Source organism: Microvirga zambiensis WSM3693 (assembly GCF_016735695.1).
Classification (GTDB): domain Bacteria; phylum Pseudomonadota; class Alphaproteobacteria; order Rhizobiales; family Beijerinckiaceae; genus Microvirga; species Microvirga zambiensis.
In genome coordinates this window covers 21399-37316 of record NZ_JAERQD010000002.1, presented here as the reverse complement: position 1 = coordinate 37316, position 15918 = coordinate 21399, and the positions used below count along the sequence as shown (strand labels likewise).

The following is a 15918-nucleotide window of genomic DNA, read 5'->3' as shown; positions in this document are numbered from 1 at the left end:
AGGTCGCTTTTCAGGTTCAGCGAAACGACCTGCCCTCTCCGCCAAAACCTCAGATCGTCTGGACCGTCCGGCGCCTGCCGGGTCGATCCGATCCATTCCGCTTGAGCCGACATATGGCTTGGCTCGGCCTCTTCAGATCATTGCTTGTCCGGAGCAGAACCGGCGGCACTCGGGTCGGGTTCTCGGGCCTTCCGCCAGACCAGGAAGTCATTGTACAGGCGCTCACGTGCTGCAGCGTCCGGCAGGGGACAATTGCCTTGTGCCGCCGTGAATTCCTCGAACGAACGACGCTCTGCGACCTCCTGGGCTCTGCGCGCGAGCAGGATTTCGGTCGGCCTGAAGCGTTTCCAGCCAATCGCCTGCTCGGCCGGATCGATTCCGTTGCCAGCGGGCTTCTGGACCTCGTCAAACAAATAGGTCGAAAGAGCCTCGCTCAAATCTGCGAGACGCTGGTAATGCGCGCTTCCCTCCGGCCAGTTGCGCAGAGCAAGCACGCGATTGACCGCGATGGTCTCGACCGGTTGGCCCTGATTGACAAGATAGGGATATTCCTCGTCCGTAAGCTGGCTTGGAGAATAGTGGACGATAAGATCCTCCAGCGGAGCGGCCACCGTCTGAAACGAGACGGGTACGAGGTGAAAGTTTCCGTCGGACTCGAATGCGAGAACGTCCTTCGACGTGTCTGAGGCAAGCAGCACGACAGCTTGAATTTCGTTCGATCGGAGACGCAGCGATGCTGTGAACGGATCGTCGTTCGTGAACTCCGCTTTAATGCCAAGCTTGTCGAAAATCAGCCGCGCCGTCAGGGCGGTGCCGCTCCCCGGTTGGCCGATACCGATCTTACGCCCGTCGAGGTCATGAAGGGTCGCGATGTCACGGCGGGCCAGGATATGCAGCCGCTGGCCCGGAACGCGGAAAAGATAGCGAAGGTTATCCTGAACGCCCGCTCGCATCCGGCGAGGCAGAGCCTCTATGGCATCCGTTGGAATGAGCGCGACGTCGATGCCAGGATTTTGGAGCAGCGTGAGAAGGTCCTGCTCCGGTCCCCTGCTCTGCCTGAGCCGGAGGCGGAGCCGGTTGCGCTCGAGGGCCGTCACGAGATCGACGACGAGGCGGTCATCGGCGTGTCCATCCCCACCCACGAGGAATGTAAACGGGGACGGTTCGCGTGCCTGCACCGGAGCGTGGCGGGATACAGCCTTTGAGGCCGGCGGGCCTTGCTTGGGAGCGGCGACCGTGGCCCGACCGACAGCCGTCACGGTGCGAGGAACCTCGTTGGAGCACCCCTCCAAACTCAAACAAAGGACTGCCGCCACCAGCAGCCCGACGGGACGCAACATGACAGTGCCCCCAATGGGTCCCCAGCCCTGTCACAGGTTCATGGTGATCAGAGGGGACGAGATCGTCTAGGGTACCGGGCCGCCTCTTTCTATTCATGGTTAACGGGCAAGATGCGCCGGCACTCTCGTCGAGCAATCCCGCCATGGTCGGCTTGGGGTCAGCCAAAACCTATTGAGTTTCGGCGAAGGTCCGTGAGGCCGCCTTTTGAGGCGGCCTTTCTTGTTGCTTGCAGTGGCTCAAGCCCCGAGCAGCTTGCCCGTCCTGGTCGCCGTGGTGCCCGCAACCTTGGCCATGCGCATGCCTTTGGTGACGAAGCGCACCGCGACCCGGGCGAACATCACGCCGTCGGACGGCGCCTTGGCGGGCGTGATCGCGCCGGTGAGCGGATCGATCAAGTCGGCGATCACCTCACCCGCCTTCACCTGCGCCCCTGGCTCAGCCTTGAACACCAGGATGCCATAGGCCGGAGCCTGGACCGGCTCGGAAGCGGCGAGCGGCGTTGCCTGACAGAGGGCTTCCGGTACCTGCGGAACCTCGCCGGCGATGATTTCGCGCAGGGTCAGGTAATCGACGATGGCGGCGGCATCGGACCCTGCGATCTCGTGGTCCACATCCCGTTCGCCGCGGAACTCAAGGGTCGTCGAGTGGCAGCCGAAGGGAATCGGGTGATCGGGGAAGCGGGCGGCGAGCTCCGCCCAGGGGCGGCTGCAGGCCTCATCGAAGGGCTCGTCGCCGGATTCATCGGCGAGCAGATAGGCATGGGCGCCGATCAGGGCCGAGAGCGGGGCGAATTCCGCTTCCGACTGGGTGTGTGTGTAGAGATGCACCACGGCTTCCGAGTCGCAATGCATGTCGAGGACGAGATCTGCCTCCTGGCCCAAGCCCAGCAGAGCCTTCTTCATCACCTCGGCGGGATTGGCAGGCTCCCAGGCATCGAGTTCGGCGCGCAGGGCCTCGCGGATCAACCGGACATTCGCCTCGCCATCAGCCGTGAGCTTGCCGTCGATCCGCTCGGCCACCTTCGGCACGAGATGCGGATAGCCGCGGTTGAAATTGACGCCGTCGGCGAGGTTGAAGCGGCCGATGGGATCGCCCATCACGCGCTGGGCGAGGCCGATGGGATTGGCGGAAGGCACGAGAACGATCTCGCCCTTGATCCTGCCCTCGGACTCGAGGGCCTTCAGCCGCTCGCGCAGATGATGCGCCACGATCATGCCGGGGATCTCGTCGGCATGCAGGGAGGCCTGGATATAGACCTGCGGTCGGGCGCCCGCCGTGCCGAAGCGCTGGACGGTCAACGACAAATTCGCCCCGGGGGCGAGGGGCGAAAGGGCGATCTGTTCTGTTCTCATGATCAATCGATAGGGTTCGGCGTGAGAGCGCCATCGGGCGGCGCGACCCTGTCAGGTAGCCTGCCACCCTTGAGATTGGAAGACGAAACCCTGCGGATTCGAGACGATGGCCGCAAGCCCCTGCAGGGCCGGCTCCGGATTGACGATGGCATAGACCGGCACCTTGCTCGCCCAGGCATCGTGCGGGGCCTTGCTGTCGAAGGCCTTTCGGAAGGCACCGGACTGAAGGATATCGACCATGCGCGGCGCGATGCCGCCGGCGATGAAGACGCCGCCGGAGGATTCGAAGGTGAGCGCCAGATCTCCCGCGAAGCGCCCGAGGAAGCGCGCGAAGAGAGACAGGGCATCGGTTGCGAGCGCGTCGCCCTCGCGGGCAGCAGCCAGCACGTCGTTGGGAATCGTGAAGGGGCAATCGACGCAGCGGTGGGCGGCAAGAGCCCTGGCGATGCGGAACAGGCCGGGACCCGACAGCACCACCTCTCCCGAAACCCGCCCGCCGACGCGTTCCAGATGCGGCCAGATGGCGGTCTCCTCGTCGTCCGTCGGCCCGAACTCCATGTGGCCGGCCTCGGTCGCGAGGATGGCTAGGCGATCCTCGACCGGCACGAGCGCCCCCGCCCCGAGGCCCGTTCCGGGCCCCAGCACCACACGCGGACCGGGCTTCGGCGGAGGGAATCCTCCGATCGGCGCGAGATCGCCCTTCGCCTCGTCGAGCACCGTCACGGAGGCGGCAACCGGCGTGTAGTCGTTGACGAGGGTCACGCGTTCGAGATCGAGGGCCTTGCCGATGGCCTCGGCATCGATCACCCAATGGGCGTTGGTGAGGCGGATCGCGGGAGCATCCACGCGGGTCGCGACCGCGATGATGGCCGAGCGGGGCGCCGGCCCGCGATAGGCTTCGAGCGCGATCCTGATCGCCGCCACGGGATCCGGCGTCTGCGCCGTCAAGGTCCGCGGCAGGAGCTGAACTGGCTCCCCCGGCGCAGGCAGGACGGCGAAGCGGGCATTGGTGCCGCCGATGTCGCCGAGCAGAACAGGAAATGCGAACATCGAAGCCTATCGTCCTTTCTGCCTTTCACACGGAACGCTCATGATCAGAACGCTTCCTCCCAGCTGCGGCTCAGGCGCACGGCTGAGTTGATGAGCCCGACCATTGAATAGGTCTGCGGGAAATTCCCCCACAGCTCTCCTGTCGTGTAATCCGCATCCTCGGAGAACAGGCCGAAAGAGTTGCGCAAGCTCAGGATGTGCTCGAACAATTCACGTGCCTCGTCCTTGCGCCCGATGACATTCAGCGCATCCACGTACCAGAAGCCGCAGATCATGAAAGCGGTATGCATGAGCCCGAAATCGTCTTCCACATCATAACGCAGAAGAAGATCGCCGCGCCGCAGCTTCGCACCGACGGCATCGACGGTGGCGATGAAGCGGGGATCGTCCGGCTTCACGAAATCGAGCTCGGCGAGGAGGAGCAGCGTCGCATCGAGATCCGCGCCGCCGAAGGAGGAGACGAAGGTGCCCGTCTCCGGATTGTAGGCGTTCTCGTTGATGACCTGATGCATGCGGCTCGCGTTCTCGCGCCAGAAGGCGGCGCGGTCCTCGCGGCCCATGGCTTCCGCGATCTTGATCAGACGGTCGCAGGCAGCCCAGCACATCACGCTCGGAAAGGTGTGCACGGCCGCCTTGGTGCGCAGCTCCCAAGGGCCGGCATCGGGCTGGTCGAACACCTCGATGGCCCGGTGTCCCAGCTTCTCGAGATGCGCGAACAGCGCACGGTTGCCGGTGCGGATCAGGCGCTTGTCGAGGAAGGCGTGCACCGAGGCGAGGACGATGCTGCCATAGGCATCGTTCTGAATCTGCGTATAGGCGGCGTTGCCGACGCGCACAGGCCCCATGCCGCGATAACCGGCGAGCGCCGTCGCCTCGCGCTCCTCCAGATCCGGCGAGCGGGTGATGCTGAAGAGCGGCGGCATGTCTTTCTGATCGGGGATCGCCTCCATGTCGTCGACGATGTTGGTGATGTAGGTGAGGTATTCCTCCATCGTCTTCGTGGTACCGAGCCGGTTGAGGGCCTGGATCACGAAATAGGCGTCACGCAGCCAGCAATAGCGGTAATCCCAGTTGCGCTTCGTGTGCGGCGCCTCCGGGACCGAGGTGGTGAGCGCCGCCACGATGGCGCCGGTCTCCTCATAGTTGCACAGCTTGAGCGTGATGGCGGCGCGGATCACCTCCACCTGCCAGTCGAACGGGATCGAGAGCGAACGCACCCAGTCGCGCCAGAAATCGACCGTGTTGTCGAGGAAGGAACGCGCAGTGGCATCCGTCTCGGACCGGAGCGGCTCGTCCTCGCCGAAGAAGAAGGACAGGGGCCGGTCGACCACGAAAGGACGCTCCTCCTGCACGTAGGACACCGAGGCATCGGTGGTCAGGCGCAGGGAATAAGCGGGGCCGACGAAGCGTAGATGGTTGCTGCCGCGGGTCAGGTTCGGCGATTGCCCGCCCCAGTCGTAATGAGGCCGCAGCCGCACGCGGATGCGCGGGCGGCCTTTCACGGGCTGGACACGGCGGATCAGCATCGGCGGGCGGAAGGTACGGTCGTAATGCTTGAAGCGCGGCGCGAAATCCGTGATCTCGAGAATGTTGCCGAACGAATCCGTCAGGCGCGAGAGCAGAACGGCCGTGTTCTCGATATAGCTCTGCTCGCAGGAAACCATGCCGACCATGTCGATGGCGAAGACGCCCTTCTGCTCGGCATCGCTGCGGCCCTCGGGGCTGTCGAGCAGGGCAGAGAAGACCGGATCGCCGTCGAAACGCGGAAAGCAGCTCCAGACGACCTGCGCGCGACGGTCGACCAGGGCCGAGATCGTGCAATTGCCAATGACGGCAAGGTCCAGCGAATTCATGTCAGCAATCATCCCCTTTGAAAGGCAGAGAACCTTCGAATGCCCATGTGGACAGGCAATGTCGCAAGTCCGCGGGCGTTCCAAGACGCACCTTGGCAATGGTTTCGCCGGCGCCGATGCGCACGGAGACGCCGCCATGGGCGTTCACGGTCTTGAAGCCGTTCTCGTCGGTCAGATCGTCGCCGATGAAGATCGGGCGCCGTCCCTTGTACGGTGCTTCATGGAGAAACCGTTCGATCACCTTGCCCTTCCCTGCCGCCGAGGGAAGAATTTCTGCCACAGCTTTTCCGTGTTGAACACGGTAATCGCCGCCGAGGGCCTCGACAGCGGCCTGTGCGGTCGCCAGGGCGAATTCTTTCTCATGCGGCGCCAGGCGCCAGTGGACGGCAACCGAGCAGCCCTTGTCCTCGATCAGAACGCCCTCCTTGCCGGCGACGATCTCGCGCAATCGCTTGACCATGGCGCGCAAGGCGGGATGCTCGACCGGATCGCACATGGAGAGCCGCCCGCCGATGCGATGCTCCAGCCCATGGAGGCCGGCCATGTCGAATTCATGCGGCACGAAGCGCCCGTCGAGAAACTCGACCGGGCGCCCGCTGATGATCGCGAGCGCACCGCCGAGCTTCTGCTCCAGGCGGGTGAGGATCTCGGGCAGGCCCGCGTCCACCACGACCGCGTCGGGCCGCTCGACGATGTCGACCAGCGTTCCGTCGAAATCGAGGAAGAGAGCGTAAGTCCCATCGGCGTCCGGCATCGAAACTCGTCCTGCAGGATCCTCACGCATTGGCCGCTGCTGGCCTCCGTCCCCTGGCGATCAGTCGCCGGATCCGCTGCTGCTTGCGCAGGCGCGAGGCGGCGAGAAGCATCTGCCCCGCCCAGCGATAGACGTTTCGTTCCTTGACCTGATCGCGCATCAGCCTCATCCGCTCCCGCTGCTCGTTCTGCGACATGGTCAGCGCGCGGTTGATGGCCTCGCCCATGGCATGGGCGTTGTAAGGATTGACGATCAGCGCCTCCGACAATTCGCGAGAGGCTCCCGCGAAGGCCGACAGAATGAGCACGCCCTGCTCGTCGTCCCGCGCAGCCACGAATTCCTTCGCGACGAGGTTCATGCCGTCGTGCAGACTCGACACGATGCAAAGATCCGCGGCGCGGAAAAGTTCAAACACCTGATCGGGCTCGTGATGACGGATGAGCAGCTTGATCGGTTCGTATCCGTTGCCGCCATGCCTCTCGTTGATGTCGCGCGCCAAGGCTTCGGCCTCTTCCTGAAGCTGTCGGTAATTGGTGAGTTTGCTTCTTGTCGGCGCCGCCACCTGAACGAAAGCAAAATTCCCGCGCCATTCCGGATGCTCGTTCAAAAGCGTGTCGATGGCCTGCATGCGGTCGAGAATGCCCTTGGTGTAGTCGAACCGCTCGATGCCGACGCCGACCCGCATCTCCTGCGGCAGGCCGAGACGCTCGCGGACGATCCTGCGGCATTCCTCCACGGGCTTTTGGCCTTCCATGGCGGTGGGCGGCCATTCGATGGAGATCGGATAGGGTCGGATCAGGGTTTCCTCGCCGCCGAAGAACACCGCGTCCCTCTCCCGGTCGATGCGGCTCTCCACGTAGGAATCGACCGCGTCCAGGAAGTTGTTGCAATGGGCCTGGGTGTGGAAACCGAGGATCGAGGAGCCGAGCAGCCCGTCGATGATCTCCTCGCGCCAGGGGCAGATGCCGAAGGTTTCGGAATTCGGCCAGGGGATGTGCCAGAAGGTGACGATGGTCGCCCGCGGCAGGCGGTTGCGGATCATGCGCGGCAGGAGCGCGAAATGATAATCCTGCACGAGAATGATCGGATCCTCGCGCTTGGCCTCGGCCACGATCGCATCGGCGAATTTCTCGTTCACCGAGCGGTAGAACTGCCAATCCGCCTCCCGGAAGATCGGCCGCACGAAGGCGATGTGGCAAAGCGGCCAGAGGCCCTCGTTGGCCGCTCCGTAATAATATCCGTCCTGCTCCTCATCCGTGAGCCAGACCCGGCGCAGGGTGTAGGCGGGGTGATTCGGGGGCACGGGCACCCGGTCATTGGCATCGACCGTGTCCCGGTCCGCGCTGCCGCTGCCATGGGCGACCCAGGTGCCGCCGCAGGCGCGCACCACCGGCTCGAGGGCGGAGACGAGGCCGCTTGCGGGGATCTGCAGGGAGATCTCGCCGCTCTCGGTACGGTTGTGGATATAGGGCTCGCGGTTCGAGACCACGATCACCTCGGAGCCGGACAATTCATTGGACAGGGCGGCTCTCAAGGTATCGGGCGACCAGTCCGTATGGGCGGCATCGATGGTGCGCCGCGAGGCCTCGAGCTCCTGCAGGACGTCGCGGATTTCCTGGCCCAAGGGGATGATGTTCTCCTCCGTCGGCGGCTGCGTATTGCCGGCGCGGGCGCTCTCGAGGGCCTGGCGAATGGAGGCGAGCCAGCGGCGCATGATGATCGCGGCGATCATGGCGGCGAGCGCCGCCGCCCCGAACGCGACGCCGGCCAGCGCCAGGAACAGATAGTTCCGCGCCTCCCCGCCACGCTGGTCGGCATAGCTCAGGTCGTGCAGCACCACGAGATGCCCCGGACGCCCCCCGGCATTGAGCGGGAAGGAGCTGACGAGGACGTTGTGATCCTGGTTGCGGACGATGGAGAAGCTCTCGGCATCGGAACGGGACGCTTCCGAGCAGGAGAAGGAGGGCGGCATGTTGCTGGTGGGAAAGCGCAATTCCTGCCCTTCGCAATAGCCTATGGCCAGCACCCGCTCGTCGGTGGCGATGCGCTCGAACAGGATGCTGGCCTGCTGGGCGTCGTTGCGGGCCAGAAGGCCGCTGACCTGGTCCCGGACGGAGTTGAAGACGAGGCGGGATCGCAGCTCGACGTCGCGGCGCGACCATTGTTCCACGAAGGAAGTCGCAAAGGGCAGCACGGCCAGGATGACGATGGCCGCCACGAGCATTGCGATGCCGCCGAAGCGGAAGATGATCCTCAAAACGCTAAATTCCTCAAGAAATTAAGACAGTTTCATCGAAGCCGTCCGGCATGGCGCCCTGCGGCGAGATGCTCGCTCGGGCTTCGATGGAGGGCCGCGGAGAAATGCAGCCTTCGACCCTGTTATGGGTTCGCGGGCGGAACTTTCCAGGCTTGACCGCAGTCTTGAGGTGGGCTTGAGGGCCTCTCGAACGAAAAACCGCGGCCAAGGCGCCTGCCCCGACCGCGGTTCGGAAGGATCGTCAGAGAAAGGATCAGTGCTCGCGGAAGGCGCGGGCGATCTGCTCCTGCATCGGCTTGAAGAAATATTCGAACGGGGTGCGCTGATTCACCTCGACGAAGACCTCGGCCTGCATGCCGGCGATCAGATGGATGTTCTCGAGCTTCTTGAGCTCGTCCTGGGGGACATCGATCCGGACGGTGTAGAAGGTCGTGCCGGTCTGCTGATCGCGTGACACGTCCGCCGAGATCCGGCTCACCGAGCCGTGCAGATCGGGCACCGTGCGCGCATTGGCGGCGTGGACCTTCACCGTGGCCTTCTGTCCGAGCTTCACCTGATCGATCTCGTGCGGCAGAACCTTGGCCTCGAGCTCGAGCTTGTCGTTGATCGGAACGATGTTCATCACCGGTTCGGCCGGCGAGATCACGCCGCCGATGGTGTGGACGTTGAGCTGGTGGACGAAGCCGTCGCTGGGAGCGCGGATGTCGATGCGCTTCAGCTGATCTTCGGCGGCGACCTTGCGCTCGGTGTATTCCGCGATCTTGCCCTGGATCTCGCGCAGCTCCTGCATCGCCTCGGCGCGCATCTGCTCGTCGATCTGGATGATCTGGAACTGGGTCTCGGCGATGCGGCTCTCGGCCTGGGCGACGGCAGCGATGAGCTGGCCGCGCTGGCCTTCGATGCTCGCGGCATCGCGCTCGAGGGCGTTCAGGCGCGTGATCGGAACGAGGTTCTTGTCGTAGAGGTCGCGGACCGCCTTCAACTCGCCGACGATCAGCTCGGCCTCGCGGGCCTTCGCATTCTGCTGCGCCTTCAATCCCACGATCTCGTCCTGGGACTGGGCGATGCGCTTGCGGAGCTGGTCCTTCTGCGCGTCGCGGGAAGCGCCGCGTGCGAGAAACAGCGTACGCTCGGACGAGACGATCTTCTGAACGGCCGGCTCATTGAGTCGGCTGGCGAATTCCGCCGGCATCTCGATCGTGGTTGCCCCGTCGCGCTCCGCCTCGAGCCGCGCCTGGCGGCCGATATATTCATCGAGCTGCTTGGTCACGACCAGCATGTTGGCGCGGGTCACGGTCTCGTCCAGGCGGACCAGGAGGTCGCCCTGGGCGACGCGGTCGCCTTCCTTGACCTTCAGCTCGCCGACGATGCCGCCGGTCGAATGCTGGATCTTCTTGACGCTGGTATCGACCACGAACTGGCCGCCGGCGACGACGGCGCCGGACAGGGTCGAGGTCGCCGCCCACAGGCCGATGGTGCCGCCGAAGAGGGCGATCATGGCGACGCCCGCAATCGTCGACTGGCGCAGGATCCGCTGGTGCGCGGAGGGTTTCTTCTGGGGAGCTTGAATGACCAACATTTAACCAACCTCTCGCAGGTTAGCAGCCGGAGCGGAGGCCGGTGCCTGCTGCGGGCGCGCCGGAGCCGGCGCCGCATTGCGTTTCATGACGGATTGCAGAACCTCGTCGCGCGGGCCGACGGCCTTGATCCGGCCCTCTTCCATGATCGCGACCTGGTCGACCTGACCGAGCGCGGCCGGACGGTGGGTGATGACGACCACGATGCCGCCGCGCTTCCTCACCGCGAGGATCGCCTGGTTCAGGGCCTCGTCGCCGGCGCCGTCGAGGCTGGCATTCGGCTCGTCGAGCACGACCAGGAACGGGTTGCCGTAGAGGGCGCGGGCAAGCGCCACGCGCTGACGCTGGCCGCCCGAAAGGGAGGCGCCGCCTTCGCCGATGCGGGTGTCGTAGCCGTCCGGCAGGTTGAGCACGAGCTCATGGGCGCCGGCGGTCTGGGCAGCAGCGATGATGTCCTCCGGCTTCGCATCGGGCTGGAAGCGCGAGATGTTCTCGGCGACGGTGCCTTCGAACAGCTCCACGTCCTGCGGCAGGTAGCCGATATTGCGGCCGAGCGCGTCGGGCTCCCACTGATCGAGGGCAGCGCCGTCGAGGCGGATCTCGCCGCGCAGGGTCGGCCACACGCCGACGAGGGCGCGGGCGAGGGTCGACTTGCCCGAGGCGCTGGGGCCGATGAGGCCGAGGCCCTGGCCTGCCTGGAGCTGGAGCGTGGCGGCTTGGACGATCGGGAGCGAGGCGCCGGGAGCGCCGATATAGACCTCTTCGACCGACAGGGCAGCCTTGGGGGCCGGCAGCGGCATGCGCTGGCCCTGGGCCGGAACGATGGTCATGATATGCGCGAGGCGGCGATAGGCCTGACGGGAGGCGGTGAAGCCCTTCCAGTGCGCAACCGCGATCTCGATGGGAGCGAGCGCACGGGACATCAGGATCGAACCGGCGATCATCAGGCCGCCCGACATCTGGCCCTGGATCACGTAATAGGCGCCGAGACCGAGGATGGCCGACTGGAGCACCATGCGGAACACCTTGGCGAAGGCGCTGATGCCCGACGAGGATTCGCTGGCGACGAGGCCGTCATTGACGTGGCGGACATGCACCTCGTCGTAGCGCTTGGCCAGGAAGCCCAGCATGCCGTTGGCACGGATCGCCTCCGCATTGCGGCGGCTGGTCTCGGCCATGGCGTGGCGCTCGGCGCCGCTCTTGGTCACCTCGTAGGAGGGACCTTTGCTCTTGGCGTCCGTATAGAGGGTGAGCAGGATGATCACTATGCCGCCGACCACCGACATGACGCCGATGCCGGGATGGATCATGAAGCAGCCGATGAGGAAGATCGGCATGAAGGGCATGTCGAACAGGGCGGTGGGACCTAAGCTCGACAGGAAGCCACGGATCGTGTCGAGATCGCGGATCGGCTGCATGCTCTCCGCCTGCCGGGCGCCCTTGAGGGGCATCGTGGCCACGAGGTCGAAGACGCGATGGGAGAGGATCTCGTCGAACCGGGCGCCGATGCGCGCCAGCATCCGACCGCGGAGCATGTCGAGGCCGCCGGAGAGAGCATAGGCCGCGAGCGTGATCAGCGAGAGGCCGATCAGGGTGGCGATGCTCCGGCTGGACAGCACGCGGTCATAGACCTGGAGCATGTAGATGGAGCCCGTGAGCGCCAGAAGATTGACGACCGCGGAGAACATGGCGACGCCGCCAAAGGAGGGAAGGCACGACTTCAGAGCGTCTTGGACTTCAGTGCTCTCTTCCCGGTTTCTCGATGCCTGCTTCATATTGTCTTTCCGTAGGCTCGCCAGTTGCCCGGCGCCATCATGATTTCAAAGCCACTATGCAAGGCTATACCTTATCATAGCAGTTGCCATCTGGCGATGGCTGCGATGTCGGGCTGGCGGCCCCACAAGAGTATCTCGTTATAGTTAGTCCTGGGAGGCCAGGTTTCTCAGCACTCTTATGGGTATTGAGTTGCCCCTAAGGTGGTCGGCTTTCCGTTACGCCACCTTTTGTAACCCTATTATATGTAACTATGTCAACAAAAAGGTGATTCAAAAAAGCAGCGCTTTGCGAAATCCCCTTCGTCCGAAGGGTATGTAACGTAAGCACCTCACCCAAAATGTAACGCTTTGGTAAAGATTTAAGGTTAATCCTCTCTGACCTGAAAATGAGGTCGGAATATGGACATCAGCCTAAGTTCTCAGGCCCGCAGCGAAGCAGCAAAACCGGCGGGCGAATCATCCGCCGGCGGCATCCGGATCGCTTCCGGTGCGAGTGCAGCTCTGGAAGAGGCCGTCAAAAGCGCGAAGCTCGGCCTCAAGCCTGCGTCCTCCCCTCATGTGGCGGCCGAGGAACCGATTGCAACCCGCAAACGGACATTTCCGATCGGGCTGCTGAGCCAGGCGGCCGTGGCGCTCGTGCTGGTCGGCGCCGGCTGGTCGGCCTCCTATATGGGGACGCTCGCCAATAAGGACGTGATCCGGCAGCTCGAAGCCGAGACGGCCCGCAGCCAGGAAATTCTGGAGCGGCTGAGCACGGAACTCGGCGCGCTGCGGCAGACGGTCGTCGCCTACAAGGACGTCGAGCACACCTCCTCCACGGCCTCCGCGTCCGAGCAGACGAAACTGACCGACAAGGTCGAGCGCCTGACGATCAGCCTGCAGGAGCCCGATAAAAAGCTGACCGCCCTGGAAGGCCGCCTCGACCGCATGGAAACCCAGATCCTGACGACCATCGCAGGATTGAACACCAAACTGACCGCACCGGCTGCAGCGGCTGCCCCCTCCCCTGCCGCTCCCGCGCCGACGGAGGCCGCTTTGCGCGAGGAGGCCCCTGCCCCCAAGCCGGCCAAAAGCGAACCGACGAAGAGCGAACCCGTCGACGGCTGGGTGCTGCGCGAGGTCTATAACGGCGCGGCCCTCGTGGAGAACCGCAACCGCCGCCTCTACGAGGTCATGCCGGGCGGCATGCTTCCCGGCGTCGGACGGATCGAAGGCATCGAGCGCCGCGGCGCCCGCTGGGTCGTCGTCACCGACAAGGGCTTCATCGGCACCTACCGGTAAATCCTCATCGCGGAATGATCGCCCGCAGGCCATAGACGAGCCCCGCAAAGACCGCGAGGCTCGCGATGTACATGAACACGAACCAGAGAAGCCGTTTCGAGCGATTCTGCGTCTCAGCCGCCATCAATGATACCCGTAGCCGCCGCCGGAAATCTCCTCCGCCACCTTGCCGCGGAAGACGTAGTAGGAATAGGCGGTGTAGGCGAAGGTGATCGGCAGGACGATGGCGAAGCCCACCAGAGCGAAGAGCTGCGAATTCACCGTGTTCGCCGTGTCCCAGATCGTAAGATTCGGCGGCACGAGGAAGGGGAACAGGCTGACGCCGAGGCCGAGATAGCCGAGCAGGAACAGGGCGATCGCCAGGAAGAACGGACGCACGTGCCGCCCGTCATCCAGATCGCGGAGAAGGCGGTAGGCCACATAGGCCGTGATCAGCGGGATCGGGGCGAGGAAGGCGATGTTGGGCCAGGTGAACCAGCGCGTCTCGATCTGGCGGCCGAGGAACGGCACCCACACCGACACGACGCCCATGGCGATCACTGTGGCGACGAGAAAGCGCAAGGCCATGCGCCGTGCCCAGATCTCAAGTTCGCCCGTCGTCTTCATCACGCACCAGGTGGCGCCGAGCAATCCGTAGCCGCAGATCAGGCTGAGGCCCGTGACCACGCTGAAGGGCGTGAGGAAATCGAAGGTGTCGCCGGTGAACTGGCGTCCGTCGGTTGCAAAGCCCTGCACGAAGGCGCCGAGCACCATGCCCTGGAAGAAGGTCGCAAGCAGCGAGCCGAAGAAGAAGGCGTTGTCCCACAAGAATTTCGAGCGCTCCGCCTTGAAGCGGAACTCGAAGGCGACGCCGCGGAAGATGAGGGCGACGAGCATGAGGATGATCGGCACGTAGAGCGCCGGCATGAGCACCGCATAGGCGATGTGGAACACCGCGAAGAGACCGCCGCCGCCCAGGACCAGCCAGGTCTCGTTGCCGTCCCAGATCGGCGCGACGGAGAACATCATGCGGTCGCGCCAGTTCTCGCTGCCCGCCGCCTTGAAGAGAATGCCGATGCCGAGATCGAAACCATCGGCGATGACGTACATGGCCACCGCCACCGCGATCAGCCCCGCCCAGATCAGCGGCAGCCAGAAGGCGAGGCCCTCGTATTCCATTCCGAATCCGAACATCTCTTGACCCTCCTAGCGCACGGGCAGCGCCTTGCGACCCGATCCGCCATCGAACCCCTCGTCCGCCGCCGAGAAGGGACGCTTCGGTTTTCTGTGCAGATCCTCGCCGCGAATGTCCTCGACCGGATCGGGCCCGCGCCGCAGGAGCTTTGCGAGATAATAGGAACCGAAACCGAACACGAAGGCGTAGACGACGATGAAGATGAGAAGCGATGCGGTCACCGCACCGGCAGTGACGGGCGAGACCGCATCGGCGGTGCGCAAGTGCCCGTAGACCACGTAGGGCTGACGGCCGATCTCTGCGACGAACCAGCCGAAGAGCACGGCGCCGAAGCCCGAGGGAGTCATGATCATGGCGGCGGTCAGGAAGGTTCTGTCGGTGAACAGCCTGCCCTTCCAGCGCAGGTACAGGCTCCACAATCCGATGCCCAGCATCGCAAAGCCGATGCCGACCATGATGCGGAACGAGAAGAAGACCGGCCAGACCGGCGGGCGCTCGTCCGGCGGCACGTCCTTCAAGCCCGGCACGACACCGTCGAAGGCATGCGTCAGAACCCAGCTGCCGATCTTCGGGATCGCGATCTCGTAACGGTTCGTCTCCGCCACCTCGTCGGGAAGGGCGAAGAGGCGAAGGGGCATGTTGTCCATGCGGTCCCAGTTGCCTTCGATCGCCGCGAGCTTGGTCGGCTGGTATTTCAGCACGCCGAGACCGTGCAGATCGCCGATGAGAATCTGGACCGGCACGAAGATGGTGGCGAACCACAAGGCCATCGACAGGGAGCGCCGCGAGGCTGCGAGCTTTATCGCCGGCGCATCGTGCGGATGGCGCAGGAGCATCCAGGCCGACATGCCGGCGACCGCGAAGGCCGTCGTTAGGTAGCAGCCCATCACCATATGCGCATAGCGCAACGGGAAGGACGGGTTGAAGACGACCTTGAACCAGTCGACGGGCACCGCCTTGCCGTTCTCGATGGCGAAGCCGTCCGGCGTCTGCATCCAGGAATTGGCCGAGAGAATCCAGAACGCGGAAATCAACGTGCCCAGGGCGACCATGCAGGTAGCGAAGAAATGCAGCCGGTCGCCGACCCTCTCCCAGCCGAAGAGCATGATGCCGAGAAAGGCCGCCTCGAGGAAGAAGGCGGTGATCACCTCGTACGCGATGACGGGCCCGAGCACGTTGCCCGTGAACTCTGAGAACCGCGACCAGTTGGTGCCGAACTGGTAGCTCATGACGATGCCCGACACCACGCCGAGGCCGAAGGACACCGCGAACACCTTGACCCAGAACCGGAAGAGATTGCGGTAGAGCGGATCGCCGGTGCGCAGCCAGTTGAATTCCAGAGCGGCGAGCCAGCTGGCGAGGCCGATGGTGAAAGCGGGAAAGATGATGTGAAAGGCGATCGTGAACGCGAATTGGATGCGCGAGAGCATCAGGGCATCGAATTCCATATCCGCTTCCCCTTATCGACATACCCTCCTGCTTTTAGGGCATCATCGAGGCAGGA

The 15918-nt window shown here is 64.3% G+C and carries 11 protein-coding genes; 1 reads left to right on the top strand and 10 read right to left on the bottom strand.

The genetic code is table 11. From position 1 onward, the window contains the following. Window positions 1–137: 137 nt before the first annotated feature. From JKL46_RS02230 to JKL46_RS02195, 8 genes are all read right to left on the bottom strand, one after another. A complete protein-coding gene (locus JKL46_RS02230; RefSeq protein WP_201829783.1) occupies window positions 138–1340 on the bottom strand; it encodes a TAXI family TRAP transporter solute-binding subunit in 1203 nt (400 codons plus the stop codon). Between the two features lie 237 nt (window positions 1341–1577). After that, window positions 1578–2693, bottom strand: a complete 1116-nt coding sequence (locus tag JKL46_RS02225; RefSeq protein ID WP_201829782.1) for a succinylglutamate desuccinylase/aspartoacylase family protein — start codon at window positions 2691–2693, stop codon at window positions 1578–1580. Between the two features lie 51 nt (window positions 2694–2744). Beyond that, window positions 2745–3683, bottom strand: coding sequence for a glucokinase (locus JKL46_RS02220; RefSeq protein WP_425493233.1), 939 nt, complete (start codon window positions 3681–3683; stop codon window positions 2745–2747). Window positions 3684–3787: 104 nt separating this feature from the next. After that, window positions 3788–5596: a glycoside hydrolase family 15 protein gene (locus JKL46_RS02215; RefSeq protein WP_201829780.1), complete on the bottom strand. Its 1809-nt coding sequence runs from the start codon at window positions 5594–5596 to the stop codon at window positions 3788–3790. A 1-nt stretch (window position 5597) separates the two neighbouring features. Next, window positions 5598–6350, bottom strand: a complete 753-nt coding sequence (otsB, locus tag JKL46_RS02210; protein WP_201829779.1) for a trehalose-phosphatase — start codon at window positions 6348–6350, stop codon at window positions 5598–5600. A 22-nt stretch (window positions 6351–6372) separates the two neighbouring features. Continuing rightward, complete coding sequence (locus JKL46_RS02205; protein ID WP_246529111.1) at window positions 6373–8574, bottom strand: alpha,alpha-trehalose-phosphate synthase (UDP-forming); 2202 nt, start codon at window positions 8572–8574, stop codon at window positions 6373–6375. 286 nt (window positions 8575–8860) lie between these two features. Further along, window positions 8861–10186 (bottom strand): HlyD family type I secretion periplasmic adaptor subunit, encoded by a 1326-nt coding sequence (locus tag JKL46_RS02200; protein ID WP_201829777.1) that lies wholly within the window; start codon window positions 10184–10186, stop codon window positions 8861–8863. Further along, window positions 10187–11959, bottom strand: a complete 1773-nt coding sequence (locus JKL46_RS02195) for a type I secretion system permease/ATPase (RefSeq protein ID WP_201829776.1) — start codon at window positions 11957–11959, stop codon at window positions 10187–10189. It lies immediately after the preceding gene. A 399-nt stretch (window positions 11960–12358) separates the two neighbouring features. Here JKL46_RS02195 and JKL46_RS02190 point away from each other — a divergent pair, with 399 nt between their 5' ends. Then, window positions 12359–13240 (top strand): hypothetical protein, encoded by an 882-nt coding sequence (locus JKL46_RS02190; protein WP_201829775.1) that lies wholly within the window; start codon window positions 12359–12361, stop codon window positions 13238–13240. A 123-nt stretch (window positions 13241–13363) separates the two neighbouring features. Here the strand turns inward: JKL46_RS02190 and cydB are convergent, their stop codons facing one another. Both cydB and JKL46_RS02180 read right to left on the bottom strand, forming a co-directional pair. Then, a complete protein-coding gene (gene cydB / locus JKL46_RS02185; protein WP_201829774.1) occupies window positions 13364–14413 on the bottom strand; it encodes a cytochrome d ubiquinol oxidase subunit II in 1050 nt (349 codons plus the stop codon). Window positions 14414–14425: 12 nt separating this feature from the next. Next, window positions 14426–15862: a cytochrome ubiquinol oxidase subunit I gene (locus JKL46_RS02180; RefSeq protein WP_201829773.1), complete on the bottom strand. Its 1437-nt coding sequence runs from the start codon at window positions 15860–15862 to the stop codon at window positions 14426–14428. Window positions 15863–15918: the final 56 nt, after the last annotated feature.

Bases quoted from the DNA above. Each gene is read 5' to 3' on its own strand.
- JKL46_RS02230 (WP_201829783.1), bottom strand. From the start codon at position 1,340: ATGTTGCGTCCCGTCGGGCTGCTGGTGGCGGCAGTCCTTTGTTTGAGT.
- JKL46_RS02225 (WP_201829782.1), bottom strand. From the start codon at position 2,693: ATGAGAACAGAACAGATCGCCCTTTCGCCCCTCGCCCCCGGGGCGAAT.
- JKL46_RS02215 (WP_201829780.1), bottom strand. From the start codon at position 5,596: ATGAATTCGCTGGACCTTGCCGTCATTGGCAATTGCACGATCTCGGCC.
- otsB (WP_201829779.1), bottom strand. From the start codon at position 6,350: ATGCCGGACGCCGATGGGACTTACGCTCTCTTCCTCGATTTCGACGGA.
- JKL46_RS02205 (WP_246529111.1), bottom strand. From the start codon at position 8,574: ATGCTCGTGGCGGCCATCGTCATCCTGGCCGTGCTGCCCTTTGCGACT.
- JKL46_RS02200 (WP_201829777.1), bottom strand. From the start codon at position 10,186: ATGTTGGTCATTCAAGCTCCCCAGAAGAAACCCTCCGCGCACCAGCGG.
- JKL46_RS02195 (WP_201829776.1), bottom strand. From the start codon at position 11,959: ATGAAGCAGGCATCGAGAAACCGGGAAGAGAGCACTGAAGTCCAAGAC.
- JKL46_RS02190 (WP_201829775.1), top strand. From the start codon at position 12,359: ATGGACATCAGCCTAAGTTCTCAGGCCCGCAGCGAAGCAGCAAAACCG.
- cydB (WP_201829774.1), bottom strand. From the start codon at position 14,413: ATGTTCGGATTCGGAATGGAATACGAGGGCCTCGCCTTCTGGCTGCCG.
- JKL46_RS02180 (WP_201829773.1), bottom strand. From the start codon at position 15,862: ATGGAATTCGATGCCCTGATGCTCTCGCGCATCCAATTCGCGTTCACG.